General features: G+C 60.9%; 14 protein-coding genes. 4 read left to right on the top strand and 10 right to left on the bottom strand.

Annotation, left to right across the window (positions count from 1 at the left end):
* Positions 1-605: 605 nt before the first annotated feature.
* The 3 genes from AB5Y85_RS09815 to AB5Y85_RS09805 all read right to left on the bottom strand — a co-directional run bounded on the left by AB5Y85_RS09815 (position 606) and on the right by AB5Y85_RS09805 (position 5,199).
* The gene (locus tag AB5Y85_RS09815; RefSeq protein ID WP_005359067.1) at positions 606-1,955 is read right to left on the bottom strand and encodes an APC family permease; all 1,350 of its coding nucleotides are present in this window, start codon (positions 1,953-1,955) and stop codon (positions 606-608) included.
* A gap of 366 nt (positions 1,956-2,321) precedes the next feature.
* Positions 2,322-3,611: a 4-aminobutyrate--2-oxoglutarate transaminase gene (gabT, locus tag AB5Y85_RS09810; protein ID WP_100654224.1), complete on the bottom strand. Its 1,290-nt coding sequence runs from the start codon at positions 3,609-3,611 to the stop codon at positions 2,322-2,324.
* Positions 3,612-3,735: 124 nt separating this feature from the next.
* Positions 3,736-5,199: an NAD-dependent succinate-semialdehyde dehydrogenase gene (locus AB5Y85_RS09805; RefSeq protein WP_257687882.1), complete on the bottom strand. Its 1,464-nt coding sequence runs from the start codon at positions 5,197-5,199 to the stop codon at positions 3,736-3,738.
* A gap of 413 nt (positions 5,200-5,612) precedes the next feature.
* Here AB5Y85_RS09805 and puuR point away from each other — a divergent pair, with 413 nt between their 5' ends.
* Together puuR and AB5Y85_RS09795 are read left to right on the top strand one after the other, a co-directional pair.
* Positions 5,613-6,215, top strand: coding sequence for an HTH-type transcriptional regulator PuuR (puuR, locus tag AB5Y85_RS09800; RefSeq protein ID WP_201990823.1), 603 nt, complete (start codon positions 5,613-5,615; stop codon positions 6,213-6,215).
* Positions 6,216-6,260: 45 nt separating this feature from the next.
* Positions 6,261-7,538 (top strand): FAD-binding oxidoreductase, encoded by a 1,278-nt coding sequence (locus tag AB5Y85_RS09795; protein WP_257687883.1) that lies wholly within the window; start codon positions 6,261-6,263, stop codon positions 7,536-7,538.
* Positions 7,539-7,662: 124 nt separating this feature from the next.
* Here the strand turns inward: AB5Y85_RS09795 and AB5Y85_RS09790 are convergent, their stop codons facing one another.
* The 5 genes from AB5Y85_RS09790 to AB5Y85_RS09770 form a co-directional block, all read right to left on the bottom strand.
* Positions 7,663-7,911 (bottom strand): DUF3297 family protein, encoded by a 249-nt coding sequence (locus AB5Y85_RS09790; protein ID WP_005338226.1) that lies wholly within the window; start codon positions 7,909-7,911, stop codon positions 7,663-7,665.
* A gap of 112 nt (positions 7,912-8,023) precedes the next feature.
* Positions 8,024-8,452: an N-acetyltransferase gene (locus AB5Y85_RS09785; RefSeq protein ID WP_103251328.1), complete on the bottom strand. Its 429-nt coding sequence runs from the start codon at positions 8,450-8,452 to the stop codon at positions 8,024-8,026.
* Positions 8,453-8,537: 85 nt separating this feature from the next.
* Positions 8,538-9,026, bottom strand: a complete 489-nt coding sequence (locus AB5Y85_RS09780; RefSeq protein ID WP_040065876.1) for a TIGR00645 family protein — start codon at positions 9,024-9,026, stop codon at positions 8,538-8,540.
* A gap of 183 nt (positions 9,027-9,209) precedes the next feature.
* Entirely contained in the window at positions 9,210-10,595 is a 1,386-nt protein-coding gene (locus AB5Y85_RS09775) for an ATP-binding protein (RefSeq protein WP_005338217.1), read from the bottom strand.
* On the bottom strand, positions 10,595-11,269 hold the full coding sequence (locus tag AB5Y85_RS09770; RefSeq protein WP_257687884.1) for a response regulator: 675 nt from the start codon (positions 11,267-11,269) through the stop codon (positions 10,595-10,597). The genes AB5Y85_RS09775 and AB5Y85_RS09770 overlap by 1 nt, the downstream gene beginning before the upstream one ends.
* 199 nt (positions 11,270-11,468) lie before the next feature.
* Between AB5Y85_RS09770 and AB5Y85_RS09765 the strand changes: the two genes are divergently transcribed.
* The gene (locus tag AB5Y85_RS09765) at positions 11,469-12,149 is read left to right on the top strand and encodes a polymer-forming cytoskeletal protein (protein WP_257687885.1); all 681 of its coding nucleotides are present in this window, start codon (positions 11,469-11,471) and stop codon (positions 12,147-12,149) included.
* Positions 12,150-12,236: 87 nt separating this feature from the next.
* Here AB5Y85_RS09765 and AB5Y85_RS09760 read toward each other — a convergent pair whose 3' ends face one another.
* Positions 12,237-12,785, bottom strand: coding sequence for a cytochrome b (locus tag AB5Y85_RS09760; protein WP_257687886.1), 549 nt, complete (start codon positions 12,783-12,785; stop codon positions 12,237-12,239).
* 288 nt (positions 12,786-13,073) lie between these two features.
* Complete coding sequence (gene tsaA / locus AB5Y85_RS09755) at positions 13,074-13,778, bottom strand: tRNA (N6-threonylcarbamoyladenosine(37)-N6)-methyltransferase TrmO (protein ID WP_257687887.1); 705 nt, start codon at positions 13,776-13,778, stop codon at positions 13,074-13,076.
* Positions 13,779-13,985: 207 nt separating this feature from the next.
* Here tsaA and AB5Y85_RS09750 point away from each other — a divergent pair, with 207 nt between their 5' ends.
* Positions 13,986-14,984 carry an NAD-dependent epimerase/dehydratase family protein gene (locus AB5Y85_RS09750; protein WP_257687888.1) on the top strand — a complete coding sequence of 333 codons (999 nt, stop codon included), beginning with the start codon at positions 13,986-13,988 and terminating at the stop codon, positions 14,982-14,984.
* Positions 14,985-15,122 lie beyond the last annotated feature (138 nt).

Raw genomic sequence — 15,122 nt, 5'->3', positions numbered from 1 at the left:
TTCCGGCCTCTTGTGGTGGGTTTGTACTGCACTTCAAAAATACAAAAACCGATGTCGCAGTGAACATCGGTCCTTTATTGGCGGCGTATTGTGCATTCGGTCAGCCCCCTTGACAAGCAAAAAAGGGCGGATTAACGCATTTTTTTGCATACGCACGGGGCAGGTAAGTGGTCACTCGCCCCCTGCAGCCGTCCCCGAGCCGCTCCCCCTTTTTCGGGGGGGAAGAGAACCCTGTCATGGCGTATGAAAAATCGGCAAATCGGGGCTGCAGGGTGCATAGCGCCTCAACATTGATCCTGATCATATTTGCCGGCGTCCCCCCAGGCTCGAGTCCAGCGAACTTATCGGCTGGCGGGGGATGGGAGGGGTTGAAGTGGATAAAGAGTGGCTGCATATCCATTCACATTAATGACTGAGGATAGGAGGCGACGCGGCTCGGGCCATGGCACGGCGAGCAGCCCGGCTGGGTAGTTATTTGAAATCAGTCACACTTCCTGCAGAAACCGCATTTCTGGCAACCCGTGCTGCTGGCCACCAGCGCACCGCAAAAACAACAAGGAGCCCGCAGGCTCCTTGTTCTCTATAGGGGGGAGGGGCGCCAGCGGTTACTGGGCGATCTCCACCTTGTCGGCGGTATGCAGCGGGATGCGGAACACAGTCAGGCGCAGGAACAGGTAGATGGCCCCCAGCGCCGCCCAGATCAGCCCCAGCTCGAAGGAGGAGGGCTCGAGGTTGAGCCACAGCACCCCGATGCAGGCGGCGCCACAGAGCGGCAGCAGCAGGTACATCAGGTGATCCTTGAGACACTTGTTGCGGCCCAGCTTCACATAGAAGTGGGCAATCACCGCAAGATTGACGAAGGTGAAGGCCACCAGAGCGCCAAAGTTGATCAGCGCCAGCGCCATCTCCAGATCCAGCGACACCGCAGAGAGGGCCAGAAGGCCGACCAGCAGCACGTTGAACGCCGGGGTTTGCCACTTCGGATGGATGTAGCCGAAGAAGCGGGCAGGCAGAGCGCGATCACGACCCATCACGTAGAGCAGGCGCGATACACCGGCGTGGGAGGCGAGCCCGGAGGCCAGCACCGCCACAGTAGTGCAGACCAACACCACCGCCTGGAACAGCTTGCCGCCGACATAGAGGGCGATCTCCGGCAATACCGCATCCGGATGCTGGAAGCGGGAGATGTCCGGGAAGTAGAGCTGCAGGAAGTAGGAGGTAGTGACGAACAACACACCGCCGATCAGCGCCGTCAGCACGATGGCGCGGGGGATCACCCGATCCGCGTCCGGGGTCTCTTCCGACAGGGTACTGATGGCGTCAAAACCGAGGAACGACAGACAGAGGATGGAGGCCCCCATCAGCAGCGGTGACACCTGGATCTGCTCGGAGAAGAAGGGACGGCTGCTGGCCACGGTACCCAACCCTTCACCGTTGTGAACGCCCCAGGCGATCAGGCCGATGAAGATGGCGATGATGCTGAACTGCATCACCACGATCAGGCTGTTGAAGTTGGCCACCAGCTTGATGCCGCGCAGGTTGAGGGCGGTCATCACCGCCGCCAGACCGAAGATATAGGTCCAGGGCTCTACGTTCGGGAAGAGGGCTTCCAGATAGATCTTGGCCAGCAGCATGTTGATCATCGGCATGAACATGTAGTCGAGCAGGGAGGTCCAGCCCACCATAAAGCCGACATAGGGGTGAAACACCTTCTGTGCATAGGTATAGGCAGAGCCGGCTGACGGGAACTTGCGCACCAGATGGCCGTAGCTCAGGGCAGTGAACAGCATACCGATGAGGGCAAACAGGTATGCGGTCGGCACATGGCCTTCGGTGATCTCGGTAACGATGCCGAAGGTGTCGAACACTGCCATGGGGGTGAGGTACGCCAGTCCCATAACCACGACCTGCCACAGTTTGAGGGTCTTTTTCAGACCAACCTGCTGGGCCGCCATTATGCATGTTCCTCATGCAGTGCCAGAGTGGCACGGTCCATCAACGAAACCGGGAGAGAGGCCCGGGAATCAAGGGCGCCAGGGCGGCGCACACCGGCCATGGCCGGTTGGAAAGCATTGAGATGCCCCATGTTGTTCCTCACTAGACTTGGTGTCGGGAGACTGCTGCCAATCTCGCTATCTTTTCCGGGGGTGATCCGGCCTCGTTTATGGGTTTGTTCACTGTCTAAAAAAGAACCGATGCCATTGTTTTACATCGGTTCTTTCAGTGGCGGCGCATTGTGCATTTGCAGGGCCCCCTTGACAAGAAAAAAAGGGGGCAAAATTGCATTTATTTGCACAGGTAAGTGGTCACTTTCCTGCTGGTCAGGCCAGCACGGCCTCCAGTGATTTTTCAAGGAGTTGCAGCCCCTCGTCAATCACTGCCGCAGGGGCTGTCAGGGGGGCGAGAAAACGGATGACATTTGCGCGCACCCCGCATGAGAGCAGGACCAGACCCCGTTTGCCCGCCTCGGCCACCAGTCGTTTGGTGAGGTCGGGATCGGGCTGGCTGGCATCACGGCGTTTCACCAGCTCCATGGCCACCATGGCACCGGGGCCGCGAATTTGACCTATGCAGTCAAAACGCTCGGCTATGCGTTCCAGCCCCGCCTTGATCTGCTCCCCCTGATCCAGCGCTTTCTGGTTGAGTTTCTCCTCGTCGATCACCTGCAAGACCGCCAGCGCGGCGGCGCAGGCGATGGGGGAACCGGCATAGGTGCCACCCAGGCCCCCCGGCTTGGCCGCGTTCATGATCTCTGCCTTGCCCACCACCGCCGAGAGAGGGAAGCCCCCCGCCAGACTCTTGGCCAACGTCATGATGTCCGGCTCGATGCCGGCATACTCGGTGGCGAAGGTCTTGCCGGTGCGGCAAAAACCACTCTGGATCTCGTCGCAGATCAGCAGAATGCCGTGCTGGTCGCAGACGCTGCGCAGCTTCTGCATAAAGCTCGGGGAGGCAGGGTAGAAGCCCCCTTCGCCCTGCACCGGTTCGATGATGATGGCGGCGACGCGATTCGGCTCGATATCGGCGCTGAAGCAGAGCTCGAGGGCGTGCAAGGCATCCTCTTCACTCACCCCGAGATAATCGGCGGGGAAGGGGATGTGGTAGACCTCGCCCGGGAAGGGGCCAAAGCCGGTCTTGTAGGGCACCACCTTGCCGGTGAGCGCCATCCCCATCATGGTGCGGCCGTGAAAGCCCCCCTTGAAGGCGATGGTGCCGCTGCGACCGGTGTGGGCGCGGGCAATCTTGATGGCGTTCTCGACCGCTTCGGCGCCGGTGGAGAGAAACAGGGTGCGTTTCGGCGTCGGGCCGGGCACCAGGGCGTTGAGCTTCTCGGCAAGCTCGATATAGCCGGGGTAGGGGGTGACCTGAAAGCAGGTGTGGCTGAATTTTTCCAGCTGTTCACGCACCGCCGCCACCACTTTGGGGTGGTTGTGACCGGTGTTGAGCACGGCGATGCCGGAGGCAAAGTCGATGTAGCGGTTGCCCTCCACATCCCACAGCTCGGCATTTTGCGCCCGGTCGATAAAGACCGGCAGCAGGGTGCCAACGCCGTTGACCACGGCCGCTTCGCGGCGCGCTTGCCACGCCTTGTTTGATTCTGACTGACTCATTTTTCCTCCCTGAGGGGCCGCAGCCCCCGATATTCCCTGAAAATGTGGCAGGCGTTTTGGCGCCCCTCACCGCCGATCAGCCCATCGGGCCAGTTCGGCGGCGCCTTGTCTCTCTGTTGCAGCCCTAGCGAATGGCGCCAAAGCAGAGGTATTTGGTCTCCAGATACTCCTCCAGCCCCTCGGCGGCACCCTCCCGGCCCAACCCCGACTCCTTGATGCCGCCAAAGGGGGCCAATTCGGTTGAGATGATCCCCTCGTTGATGCCAACCATGCCGTACTCCAGCTGCTCGGCGACGCGCCACACCCGGGCGATATCGCGGCCATAGAAGTAGGCAGCCAGGCCATAAGGGGTGTCGTTGGCAATGGCGATGGCCTCGGCTTCCGTCTCGAAGCGCACCAGCGGGGCGACCGGGCCGAAGATCTCCTCCTGCAGGATGGGGTTGGTTTTAGCCACCTTGCCCAAAATGGTGGGTTGGTAGAAGAGGGGGCCGGCGGGGTGAGCTTCGCCCCCCAGCAGCACTTCAGCACCGGCGGCGACCGATTGCTGCACCAGCTCGGCCACCTTGCTGGCGGCAGCCGGGTTGATGAGCGGGCCGATCTGGGTGCCCTCCGCCATGCCATCTCCCACCTTGAAGGCCTTGACGGCGGCAGTCAGCTTCTCGGCGAAGGCGTCATAGACGCTGGCCTGCACCAGAATGCGGTTGGCGCAGACGCAGGTCTGCCCGGCGTTGCGGTATTTGGAGGCGAGCGCCCCGGCTACGGCGGCGTCGAGGTCGGCGTCGTCAAAGACGATAAAGGGAGCATTGCCGCCCAGCTCCAGCGACAGCTTCTTCATGGTGTCGGCGCACTGGCGCATCAGCAGCTTGCCGATGCGGGTGGAGCCGGTGAAGGAGAGCTTGCGCACCACCGGATTGCTGCACAGCTCGTTGCCCACCGCGCTCGCCTGATGGCTGGTGACGATATTGATGACACCGGCGGGGATGCCCGCCTGCTCGGCCAACACCGCCAGCGCCAGCGCGCAGAGCGGGGTTTCGGCGGCAGGTTTGATGACGATAGTGCAACCGGCGGCCAGCGCCGGGCCCGCTTTGCGGGTGATCATGGCAATGGGGAAGTTCCACGGAGTGATGGCGGCGACGACCCCGACCGGCTGCTTGATGGTTGCCAACCGGCGATCGCCGCTAAAGCCCGGGATGGTGCGGCCATAGGCGCGCTTGCCCTCCTCGGCGAACCACTGGATAAAGCTGGCGCCATAGGCCACCTCGCCCTTTGCTTCCGCCAGTGGCTTGCCCTGCTCGCAGGTCATGATGCGGGCCAGCTCGTCGCTGTGGGCTGTGATGGCGGCAAACCAGGCGTAGAGCTTGTTGCTGCGCTCCTTGGCGGTCAGCGCCGCCCAGGCGGGTTGTGCCGCGTGGGCGGCCGCGATGGCGCGGCGGGTATCCTCGGCATCCATGTCGGGTACCTGGGTAATGACGGCACCGCTGGCGGGGTTGGTGACCTCGAAGGTGCGGCCGCTGGCGGCCTCGCACCACTGTCCATCTATATAGGCGCGGGATGTGATCAAGCTGGAGTGGGATGTTGTTCCTGACATGAGAAGCCTCGAGTGTGGGTCAGAGCAGCTGGTTGCCGGAGTGAGCCGACCCTTCCTGCGCCGCTGCCGTATAAAATAATAAGCACAGGAAGACCATAATTTGAGCTGAAATGTTTTTCAAGTGTTAAATATATTTGAATTGCTGGGGGGCGCCATGCTAGAAAATGGGCTGTGTAGCGCGCTTTCTCCGGTTCGCTTGCAGGCTGCAAGTGGGTAGACTACCGGGGGATGGTAAATCAGGTGTGCAAAATAATGAACGGTTGTGCTGTGTAACATAGTGAACGGCAAGGGAAAGCTGGTTGGCTATTTTAACCAGCAGGGTAAACAGGCTGCGCTTGATCCGATGCGATCACGCGCAAGCAGGAGAGGCTGATGATGCAAGGATGCAGATATGGCGCAGCAGGGGGCCTTTCATGAGCGGGCCACAGAGCCGGGAAGGCGTGGCTCGACCGTTGGGTGCTGCTGACGCCGGGGCGCGCACCATGGGGGAGCGGTTGGCGGCGGTGCGCCATCAGCTGGGGCTCTCCCAGCGGCGGGCGGCCGAGCTGAGCGGCCTGACTCATGGCGCCATCTGCATGATCGAGCAGGACAAGGTGAGCCCCTCGGTCGCCTCCCTGCAAAAGCTGCTCACCATCTATGGCCTGCCGCTGTCGCGCTTCTTCGCCGAGGAGGAGAGCCGCACTCCGGAGGTGGTGATCAAGGCGGATCAGCTTATCGAGCTGGGCAGTCAGGGGGTCTCCCTCAAGCTGGTGCACAACGGCAACAACCGCCGCCAGCTCGGCTTTATGCTGGAGACCTATCCCCCCGGCACCGACACCGGCGGTCAGGTGACCCATCAGGGGGAGGAGGTCGGCACTGTGCTGGAGGGGTCGGTGATCCTGACGGTGGCGGGCCAGAGTTATCAGCTGGAGGCGGGCGACAGCTATGTGATCGACACCGGCGAGCCCCACAGCTTCAGCAATCCGTCGGGGGAGACCTGTCGCATCGTCAGCGCCCACACCCCGGCGAGCTTTTAATCCTGACAGTAGTTTGGCAACCGAACCGGTAAGGAAACAGGGATCATGACCGAACATGTAAACAGTTACTACGCAGCCAGCGCTAATAAACACGCGCCCTACCCGACATTGACCGAGCAGCTGGAGTGCGATGTCTGCGTCATCGGGGCGGGCTATACCGGCCTCTCCAGCGCCCTGCATCTGGTGGAGAAGGGTTACAAGGTGGTGGTGCTGGAGGCCGCACGAGTCGGCTTTGGTGCCAGCGGCCGCAACGGCGGCCAGATCGTCAACTCCTACAGCCGCGACATCGACACCATAGAAGCGAACTGCCCGCCGGATCAGGCCAGGCTGCTCGGTTCCATGTTGTTTGAGGGGGGACAGATCATCCGCGAGCGGATCAAGCGCTACAACATCCAGTGCGATCTGCAGGAGGGGGGCGTCTTTGCCGCCGAGACCGAGAAGCAGCTGCACGAGCTCAAATCCCAATACGCCCGCTGGCAGAAGTGGGGCAACGACCAGCTGGAGCTGCTCGATGCCAAGGGGGTGCGCGAGGTGGTGGCGAGCGATCGCTATGTCGGCGCCCTGCTCGACAAGAGCGGCGGTCATATCCACCCCCTCAACCTGGCGTTGGGGGAGGCTGAAGCCATCCGCATCCAGGGTGGGCAGATCTTCGAACAATCCGCCGTCACCAGCATTACCCCGGGCCAGCCGGCGCTGGTCAAGACCTCCAAGGGGGCGGTGAAGGCGCGCTTTGTGGTGGTGGCGGGCAATGCCTACCTCGGCAATCTGGTGCCGGAACTGGCCAGCAAGAGCATGCCCTGCGGTACCCAGGTGATCGCCACCGAGGTGCTGGGAGAGGAGCGGGCCCGTTCACTGCTGCCGCAGAACTACTGTCTGGAGGATTGCAACTACCTGCTCGACTACTACCGTACCTCTGGCGATCACCGGCTGCTCTATGGCGGCGGCGTGGTCTATGGGGCGCGGGATCCGGCGGATATCGAGCGGCTGATCATCCCCAAGATGCTCAAGACTTTCCCGCAGCTGGCCGACGTCAAGGTGGAGTACACCTGGACTGGCAACTTCCTGCTCACCCTGTCGCGGCTGCCGCAGTTTGGTCGCATCGGCCCCAACATCTACTACATGCAGGGCTACAGCGGCCACGGCGTCACCTGTACCCATCTGGCGGGCAAGCTTCTCTCCGAGGTGCTGAGCGGTCAGGCCGAGCGCTTCGATGCCTTTGCCAAACTGCCGCACTACCCCTTCCCGGGTGGCCGCTTGTTCCGCATCCCCTTCACCGCTGCGGGCGCCGCCTGGTACACCTTGCGCGACCGCTTGGGGGTATAAGAGCTGCCCAGCGAGAAATGTGGGCTGGTGGTTGCCGCTTAGATAACGCTGACGCCAGCACTTATATCGGAAACAACAAGGCCACCGCGAGGGTGGCCTTGTTTATCATGCAGCAGCGCTCTGATTAGCTGTAGAAGGCTTCAACGGTGCCCTTGAGCTTGATCAGGATGGGCTGACCACGGCGATCCAGCGCTTTGGGGGAGGGGATCTTCACCCAACCTTCGCTGATGCAGTACTCCTCGACATCGGTGCGCTCTTTGCCGTTCAGGCGAATACCGATCGGGTGCTCGAAGCAGGCGGCCACATAGTGAGGGCTGCGGGGATTGCAGGAGAGGTGATCCGGCAGAGCCGGTTTGGTGCTGGTATCGCTCATCGATATAACCCGAAATGAATAAAAAGTGGGTCATTGTAGAGAATGCCGCCATGGCATTCAAGGCGGCCACAAAACAGGCAAAGCGTGCTCGCCATCGCTATGGGCGACCCGCTTATCCTCGTTGCCAATGCATCACCAGCTCGGGGCGACCACTATGCTCGCACAACTGCTGCTCACCCTCTTTGAAACCGTTGCGGGAATAGAAGCGCCGCGCCTGCTCATTTTCGGCGTAAACCGTCAACTCGAGTCGATCATATTGGGCTTTGAGGTGCTCGAGCAGTTGGCGACCCAGCCCGTGTGATTGGTGATCAGGGGAAATAAACAGGGCGGCAACAGACCCCTGATACCAGGAGATAAAGCCCAGTAGCTGTCCATCCTCCTCATAGACCCAGCTCTGGCTGGCGGGCAGATAGATGTCCCGCATCGCTGCCCGTTGCTCATGCCAAAAGGCGGCGGGAATAAAGTCGTGGGCTTGCACCGATGCCTGATACCAGAGCTCGACGGCGGCATCCAGATCGGTTGTTAATAATGGGCGGATCATAGTGGCCTCGACTGTGAAGAGTGGTCGCACGATATGCCCGATCCATGTCGTGTTATCGGGCATATCGTCTATCGCAGGCTGGCTACTATTTGCGGGTCAGCTTGTCGAGGTAGCCCATGGCGAAGGCCGAGAGGACAAAGGTGATGTGGATCAGCAGGTACCACTTGATCTTGTCGTTGGGGAGATTTTCGGCATTCATAAACACCTTGAGCAGGTGAATAGAGGATATGGCGACAATGGAGGCGGCGACCTTGTTTTTCAGAGAGCCGGCATCGAGCTTGCCGAGCCACACCAGTTTGTCGCTCTCATCCCCGACATCGAGGCGCGAGACGAAGTTCTCATAGCCGGAAAACATCACCATCACGATAAGTCCCCCCACCAGGGTGATATCGATCAGCGACAGTGTGACCAGCACCAGATCCACCTCTTTCATCTCCAGTATGTTGGGTAGGATATGGAGGATCTCCTGAAAGAATTTCACTCCCAGTGCCAGCAGTATGAGGCTGAGCCCAAGATAAATGGGGGCCATGATCCAGCGGGATGCGTACATCAATCTTTCAAACATGTTTTCCATAGTGCGATTACAGGTCCATCAAATGGTTAACAAACGAGTCGGCCATAGCTTAACCGAGATGCCTCACATCTCAAGCATCTCGATAGCATATTGCTGAATTGGGTGGTGTCAGGCAGGAGTTTTTAACCTTGGGTAGGGCTGTGCAGCGGGTGGCAGAGGGCCCGTGGTCGGGCCTATCAGGTGTCAGGGAAGATCCAGGGTAAAGCGGGCGCCGCCGAGGGGGGATTCATCGACCCGGATCTGGCCGCCGTAGCTGTGGACGATTTCGGTCACCACCGCCAGTCCGATGCCCTGACCCGGCGAGCTGTCAGCCCGCACGCCGCGCTGGAAGATCTGCTCCGATTTGGCCGGATCGATTCCCGGGCCATCATCTTCCACTTCGATACGCAGCCGCTCGAGATGACGGCGCACCGTCACCTTCACTTCGCTGATGGCAAACTTGCAGGCGTTGTCGAGCAGGTTGCCCATCAGCTCCATCAGGTCCCCCTGTTCGCCATGAAAGAGGGCGTCATCGTCGAACTTGAAGTGGGTTTGCAGCTTCTTGTGGCGATAGACCTTGGTCAGGCTGGCCAGCAGTTTTTCAATCAGCGGCACCGGCTCGGTGCCCTTGCTGGCAAGGCGCTGGCGGCCGGTCACGGCCCGTCTGAGCTGATACTGGATCATCTGATCCATGGTGAGGATCTGCTCGTTGATGTTGTCGTGGATCTCCCGCCCCAGCTTCACTTCGCGGGTAGTGATCTGGATCAGCGCCAGCCGGGTTTTCAGGCTGTGGGCGAGATCGTTGAGGGCGTGCTGGTAGCGCTGGGTCTGCTGGCGTTCGTTCTCCAGCAGCTGGTTGATGGAGTCGGTCAGCGGGGCCAGCTCCCGCTCAAAATCGCTCGAGAGGTCATCGCGTTTGCCGGCCCGGATATCGTCGATCTGACGGGCGATGGTGCGCAGGGAGCTGAGGCTCCAGAAGGTGGTGAGCAGCAGCAGCCCGGCCAGCAGCATATAGGCGAGCAGCGCCTGTTTGGCGGTCTGGTAGAGGTAGGTGCGGGACTCTTCGTGGTAGCGTTTGGCCGAGTCGATCATCACCACGTAGTAGGCGGTGGTGCCGCTGCCGGGATTGCGGATAAACCGCAGGCTGTAGACGAAGTAGCTCTCGCCGTTCTTGATGGTGTGCTTCTTGAAGAAGTAGTCGAGATCCATCCCCCCCAGATACTTCATCAGATCGCCGCAGATGGTCTGTTTGGCCTTGATCACCTCCGGCATATGGAGGCTCGACCAGACCAGATCGCCATCGGCGCGGCAGATCAGGGTATCGAGGTTGCGATCCCCCGCACCACGGGATATCCGCCCCAGCTCGACGTTTGACCCCTTGTCATCCGGCTCGGTGGAGGAAAACAACTTGGCCAGGTTCTCCTGCATCCGGGCGCTGGCCTTCTGGGTCTGCTCCTCGACGTGGCCAAGATAGAGGGCGTAGACGGCAAACCCCATGATCAGCGCGATGACCAGCAGCGAGCTGAGCAGCAGTTTGATGTGCAGTGAGCTGCGGATCATCTTGATGGGGCGCGGCAGATGAAACTGCATCAGTTACAGGAGAGGTTGAAGATATAACCCTGACGCCGGATGGTGGAGATGGGTTGAATCGTTCCCTCCGGATCCAGCTTCTTGCGCAGGCGGCTCACCATCACCTCGATGGTGTTGGGGTCCCCCTCGCCGTCGCCGTAGAGCTGGTCGAGCAGTTGCTGCTTGGAGACCACCTGACGGGCGTTGCGCATCAGGTACTCCAGAATGAGGTATTCAAAGCTGGTGAGCACCGCCACTTCACCGGCGATAGTCAGCTCCTTGCGGGAGAGATCCAGCTCGTAATCACCGGCCTTCACCTTGGGCGAGATAAAACCGGCGCTGCGGCGCACCAGTGCATTGAGTCGGGCCAGCAGCTCATCTTTCTGGAACGGTTTGACCAGATAGTCATCAGCACCCGCTTCCAGTCCTTCGACCTTGTCCTGCCAGTTGCCACGGGCGGTCAGCACAATGATGGGGAAGGGGATCTGCCGTTCGCGCAGTTGCCGGATCAGTTGCAGGCCGTCTATATCGGGCAGACCGAGGTCGATGATGGCCACATCAATGGGATAGTCGGCGGCGTAGTGCAGTGCAATCCCGGCCTGGTCGGTGCTGTAGACCTGATTGTCGGCTTCGGTCAGCAGAGAGGAGAGGTGGTGATTGAGCAGCTTGTCGTCTTCGACCAACAGAATTTTCATGATGTGAGCGGTCATAGGGATCCAGGCTGTCAATTAGAAAGTGTATGTCGCTTCGAGTCAATTCGAATCCTAATGCATCCCGGCTGTATCGGGACTGAATCAGCGGGACTTCAGAGTTCGCGCCAACTGGTCGTTTAACCATGGTCCGGGTTGTCGATGGCATGCTGGTCGGCAGTCATGTTGCGAAAGGTTTGATGTGATGAGAGAGATGGCCGGGAGGTTGCTGGCGCGACTGCAACAGCGTGAGCGCAGCGACCTCCTCTATATTGTCTGGCTCTGCTGGGGGGCAGCCTTGCTGCTCTACGTGCTGGGGTCGCCCTGTTTTCTGTGGCCAGTGGCGCCGATGCCGCTGGTTCTGCTTGTGTGGTTGGTGGAGAGAGTACGGATGTTTGGAAGAAACAAAGGTGGGGCGGCTACTGGGTCGGCGGGGGCCACCGTGATTGCAGCCGGTGCCCGCTTCAAGGGCGAGTTGCAGGTGGAGGGGGATCTGGAGGTGCGCGGTCAGATCAATGGCACCATCCAGCTCATCGGTGGTGTGCTGCGCATCATGCAGGGTGGTGGCGTTGAGGGGGATGTGAGTGCTCCCCACGTGATCATCAATGGTCTGCTGGAAGGCACCTGTACCTCCGCCGAGGTGGAGATCCTGGAGAGCGGCAAGATGCAGGGGATCTTCAAGGGGGGCAGTCTCTCCATCTGCAAAGGCGGCAACTTTGTTGGCCAGTCCCAGCCCACCGTGGCCGGCAAGGCCGATCCCGTGTTGCAAGCCTTGTCTGAAAACAGTGCGTCCGGGAGCAAGCAGCCGGAGAGCAAGAGCAATGTGAAAAAGCTGTCGCACGAGCCGAAAGGCAAGCCGACCGAGGAGCTGGCCAAGCAGGCGTGATGCAGTTTGCCAGCGGTGCAGATGACGGTTGTTCAGGAAAACAGAGAGGGGGCCACAATGGCCCCCTCTGCATTTCCCCGTTACCCGTTAGCTGCGGCGCGGCGGCAGCATATTGGTGAGGGTGTTGTCTTTGAGAATATGGTGGTGATAGAGGGCCGCCACCGTGTGCAGGCCGATCAGGGCGTAACCGATATTACCCAGCGTCTCGTGCACCTCCTTGATCAGCCCCTTGAGATCCGGACTTGGGGAAAGCAGAGCAGGCAGCTCAAGCCCGAAGAAGGGGATGGGCTTGCCCGCGGCGCTTAGCAGCAGCCAGCCAAACAGCGGGGTGAGCATGAGAAAACCGTAGAGGGCGAGGTGGGGCAGTTTTGCCAGCTTGTGCATGACTGGGGAGAGCTCGGGCACGATACGGGGCGTCGGGCTCATCCAGCGCAGGGCCAGTCTGACAAAGACCAGGGCGAAGATAAGCAGCCCCAGCATAAAGTGCCACTCCTTCATCAGATCCCGGCCAGGGTCCCCTTTGGGGAAAATATCGCGAAATTCGATCAGGGCGTAGACGGCGATCATGGCCCACAGGGTCAGCCAGTGCAGCCCGATATTCAGGGTGCCATAACGTTGTTCACTGTTCATCAGCATAGGTTTGTTCCTTCGAAGTGCTGTCACATCCGTGTGGCATCCCCGCACTCAAACGTGTCGGGGCGAGGCCTGATCCTTTGGCGGCAACAGGCTGGCTACCATGCTTGCCATACATCGATAGCCTGCGGCTGGCATCAGTCAGAGAGGAGATACCCTCTACTGTCTGCATGGTATCACTGGCAACCGGGTGGATAGTCTGATCAATGCCACACAATTTACAGGCTCATTAAGCCCCTTGTGACGTGAATAAGGCGTGAAATAGCATCAGTGATGTCGGCCCGCCCAGGTTCAGGCGGGCTCGATGGCCAGCACCACGCAATCCGGCTCGCTGATGCGAAAACGGACGTTGCAGTCAAACAGTCGCACCCCGTACTCCTTCTCATCGGACTTGCCCTTCTTGTAGGCGGGGCGCGGATCTTGTGCCAGCACTTCGTTTACCAGCTGGCGCAGCTCGGGGTGGGCCTTAAGCCAGGGTTGCAACTGCTGCTCTGCCTCGGCACTGAAGCTCACCGCCAGCGGCGGGGTGGGCGCGTCGGGGGCAAAACCACCACGGGCATCCGGCAGGCTGTCGGCATAGGGAATATAAGGCTTGATATCGACGATGGGGGTGCCATCGAGCAGATCCACCGCCCCCAGCTCTAGCCACAGCTTGCCCCGCTCACGGCCGATCCCGTGCAGCTCGACCACCGAGAGCCCTAGCGGATTGGGGCGGAAGGTGGAGCGAGTGGCAAAGACGCCGACCCGCTCGTTGCCGCCAAGGCGCGGCGGGCGCACCGTCGGGTGCCAGCCCTGCGCCATGGTCTGGTGAAAGACGAAGCTTAGCCACAGATGGGAGAACTGCTCGATGCCGCGCAGCACATCCGGCTGATCGTAAGGGGGGAGCAGCTCAAGGCGGGCACGGGCCGATTTGACCAGTCCGGGCTGGCGGGGGATGGCGAACTTCTCCTTGTAGGGAGAGCGGATGATCCCGAGGGTGTCAATTTCGAACTTCATGGCGGATCCTGACTGAAAACCCCGGCAATTTAGCACAGGCGGCCCCAAAACGCAGGCTTGGCCTCATTACGCCCTTTTCTGCGGCGCTGCCGTGATCCCTGTCCCATCCCGGCCAGTCGGGGGCTGTGCCCGTACGCCAAGTTGCGTAGGGTGGAGGCAACTGGCGTGTCAGGATGAAATGTGCGCACTCGCGCCGAAGGGGGAGGGATGAAACTGCTGATTATCGGTGGCACCGGCTTTTTGGGGCGCCACCTCACCGCGCTGGCACTGGATTGGGGCCATGAAGTGACTCTGTTCAACCGCGGCCTGCACCAGCATCCGGACTGGCGCGATCTGGTGCAGCTCACCGGCGACAGGGACAAGAGCCTGAGCGCCCTGCAAGGGGCCGGGTTGCAGTGGGATCTCGTCATCGACACCTGCTGCTATCGCCCCGAGCAGGCGGCGAGCCTCTCGGCAGCTTTGCTCGGGCGCTGCGCGCGGCTGATCTTTATCTCCACCATCAGCGTCTATCGCGATTTCTCAATGCCCGGGATGAATGAGTCGGCGCCGCTGCATGCTATCCCCGAAGGGGAAATGCCCACTGACTATGGCCCCCTCAAGGTGTTGTGCGAGCAGGAGTATCGCGCCCGCTGGGGTGAGCGGCTTTGCATCCTGCGCCCGGGCGTGCTGTGCGGCCCCCATGATCCCACCGGGCGCATGGCCTGGTGGATTAAGCGGGTGCAGCAGGGCGGGCCCTGGTTGCTGCCGGGCAGTGGCGAGGATCGCTTGCAGTATCTCGATGTGCGCGACTGCGCCGAGTTTGTGTTGCGCGCGGCCGAGCAGCAGTTGGGGGGCATATTCAACCTGCTCAAACCCGGTATTACCTTGAGTGACTGGCTGGAGCGGCTGAGCGCTAGGTTGCAGCCAGCTCGCCCCATCCAGCCCGAGTGGTTGCCTTGGTCGACCCTGATGGCGGCCGGAATCGAGCCCTGGCAGAGCTATCCCACCCTCTTGCCCTGCGCGCAGGCGGAGTTTACCGGTTACGGCTCTATAAGCGCCGAGGTGGCCATCGTCCACGGGTTGAACTTCCGGCCGCTGGAGGAGACCGCCGTCGACCTTGCCAATTGGCTGGCCATCGAGCCTGCCGCCGGGGTAGCGGAACATGCCATGACTCAGGCCGAGGAGACCTCGCTACGGCAGCAGCTGCTGGAGCCCAGTCTGCAATAGGAGAGGGGGCATCGAGCCGCTGCTGCCGAACGTGGCGCGGCAGGTGTGAATACAACGAGAGAGGGCATCCCGCGGGATGCCCTCTCTGTCTATCCATGTCTGATGGTTGCCGAATACAGGCTGACGCGATTCCCCGTC

This window comes from Aeromonas sp. R3-1 (assembly GCF_040908345.1).
Lineage (GTDB): Bacteria > Pseudomonadota > Gammaproteobacteria > Enterobacterales > Aeromonadaceae > Aeromonas > Aeromonas veronii.
This window is presented reverse-complemented; position numbering and strand designations above follow the sequence as displayed.

Coding starts and splice junctions, on each gene's coding strand:
- AB5Y85_RS09790 (WP_005338226.1), bottom strand. CDS start 7,911: ATGAGCGATACCAGCACCAAACCGGCTCTGCCGGATCACCTCTCCTGC.
- gabT (WP_100654224.1), bottom strand. CDS start 3,611: ATGAGTCAGTCAGAATCAAACAAGGCGTGGCAAGCGCGCCGCGAAGCG.
- AB5Y85_RS09795 (WP_257687883.1), top strand. CDS start 6,261: ATGACCGAACATGTAAACAGTTACTACGCAGCCAGCGCTAATAAACAC.
- AB5Y85_RS09785 (WP_103251328.1), bottom strand. CDS start 8,452: ATGATCCGCCCATTATTAACAACCGATCTGGATGCCGCCGTCGAGCTC.
- AB5Y85_RS09760 (WP_257687886.1), bottom strand. CDS start 12,785: ATGCTGATGAACAGTGAACAACGTTATGGCACCCTGAATATCGGGCTG.
- AB5Y85_RS09750 (WP_257687888.1), top strand. CDS start 13,986: ATGAAACTGCTGATTATCGGTGGCACCGGCTTTTTGGGGCGCCACCTC.
- AB5Y85_RS09780 (WP_040065876.1), bottom strand. CDS start 9,026: ATGGAAAACATGTTTGAAAGATTGATGTACGCATCCCGCTGGATCATG.
- AB5Y85_RS09805 (WP_257687882.1), bottom strand. CDS start 5,199: ATGTCAGGAACAACATCCCACTCCAGCTTGATCACATCCCGCGCCTAT.
- AB5Y85_RS09765 (WP_257687885.1), top strand. CDS start 11,469: ATGAGAGAGATGGCCGGGAGGTTGCTGGCGCGACTGCAACAGCGTGAG.
- AB5Y85_RS09815 (WP_005359067.1), bottom strand. CDS start 1,955: ATGGCGGCCCAGCAGGTTGGTCTGAAAAAGACCCTCAAACTGTGGCAG.
- puuR (WP_201990823.1), top strand. CDS start 5,613: ATGAGCGGGCCACAGAGCCGGGAAGGCGTGGCTCGACCGTTGGGTGCT.
- AB5Y85_RS09770 (WP_257687884.1), bottom strand. CDS start 11,269: ATGAAAATTCTGTTGGTCGAAGACGACAAGCTGCTCAATCACCACCTC.
- AB5Y85_RS09775 (WP_005338217.1), bottom strand. CDS start 10,595: ATGCAGTTTCATCTGCCGCGCCCCATCAAGATGATCCGCAGCTCACTG.
- tsaA (WP_257687887.1), bottom strand. CDS start 13,778: ATGAAGTTCGAAATTGACACCCTCGGGATCATCCGCTCTCCCTACAAG.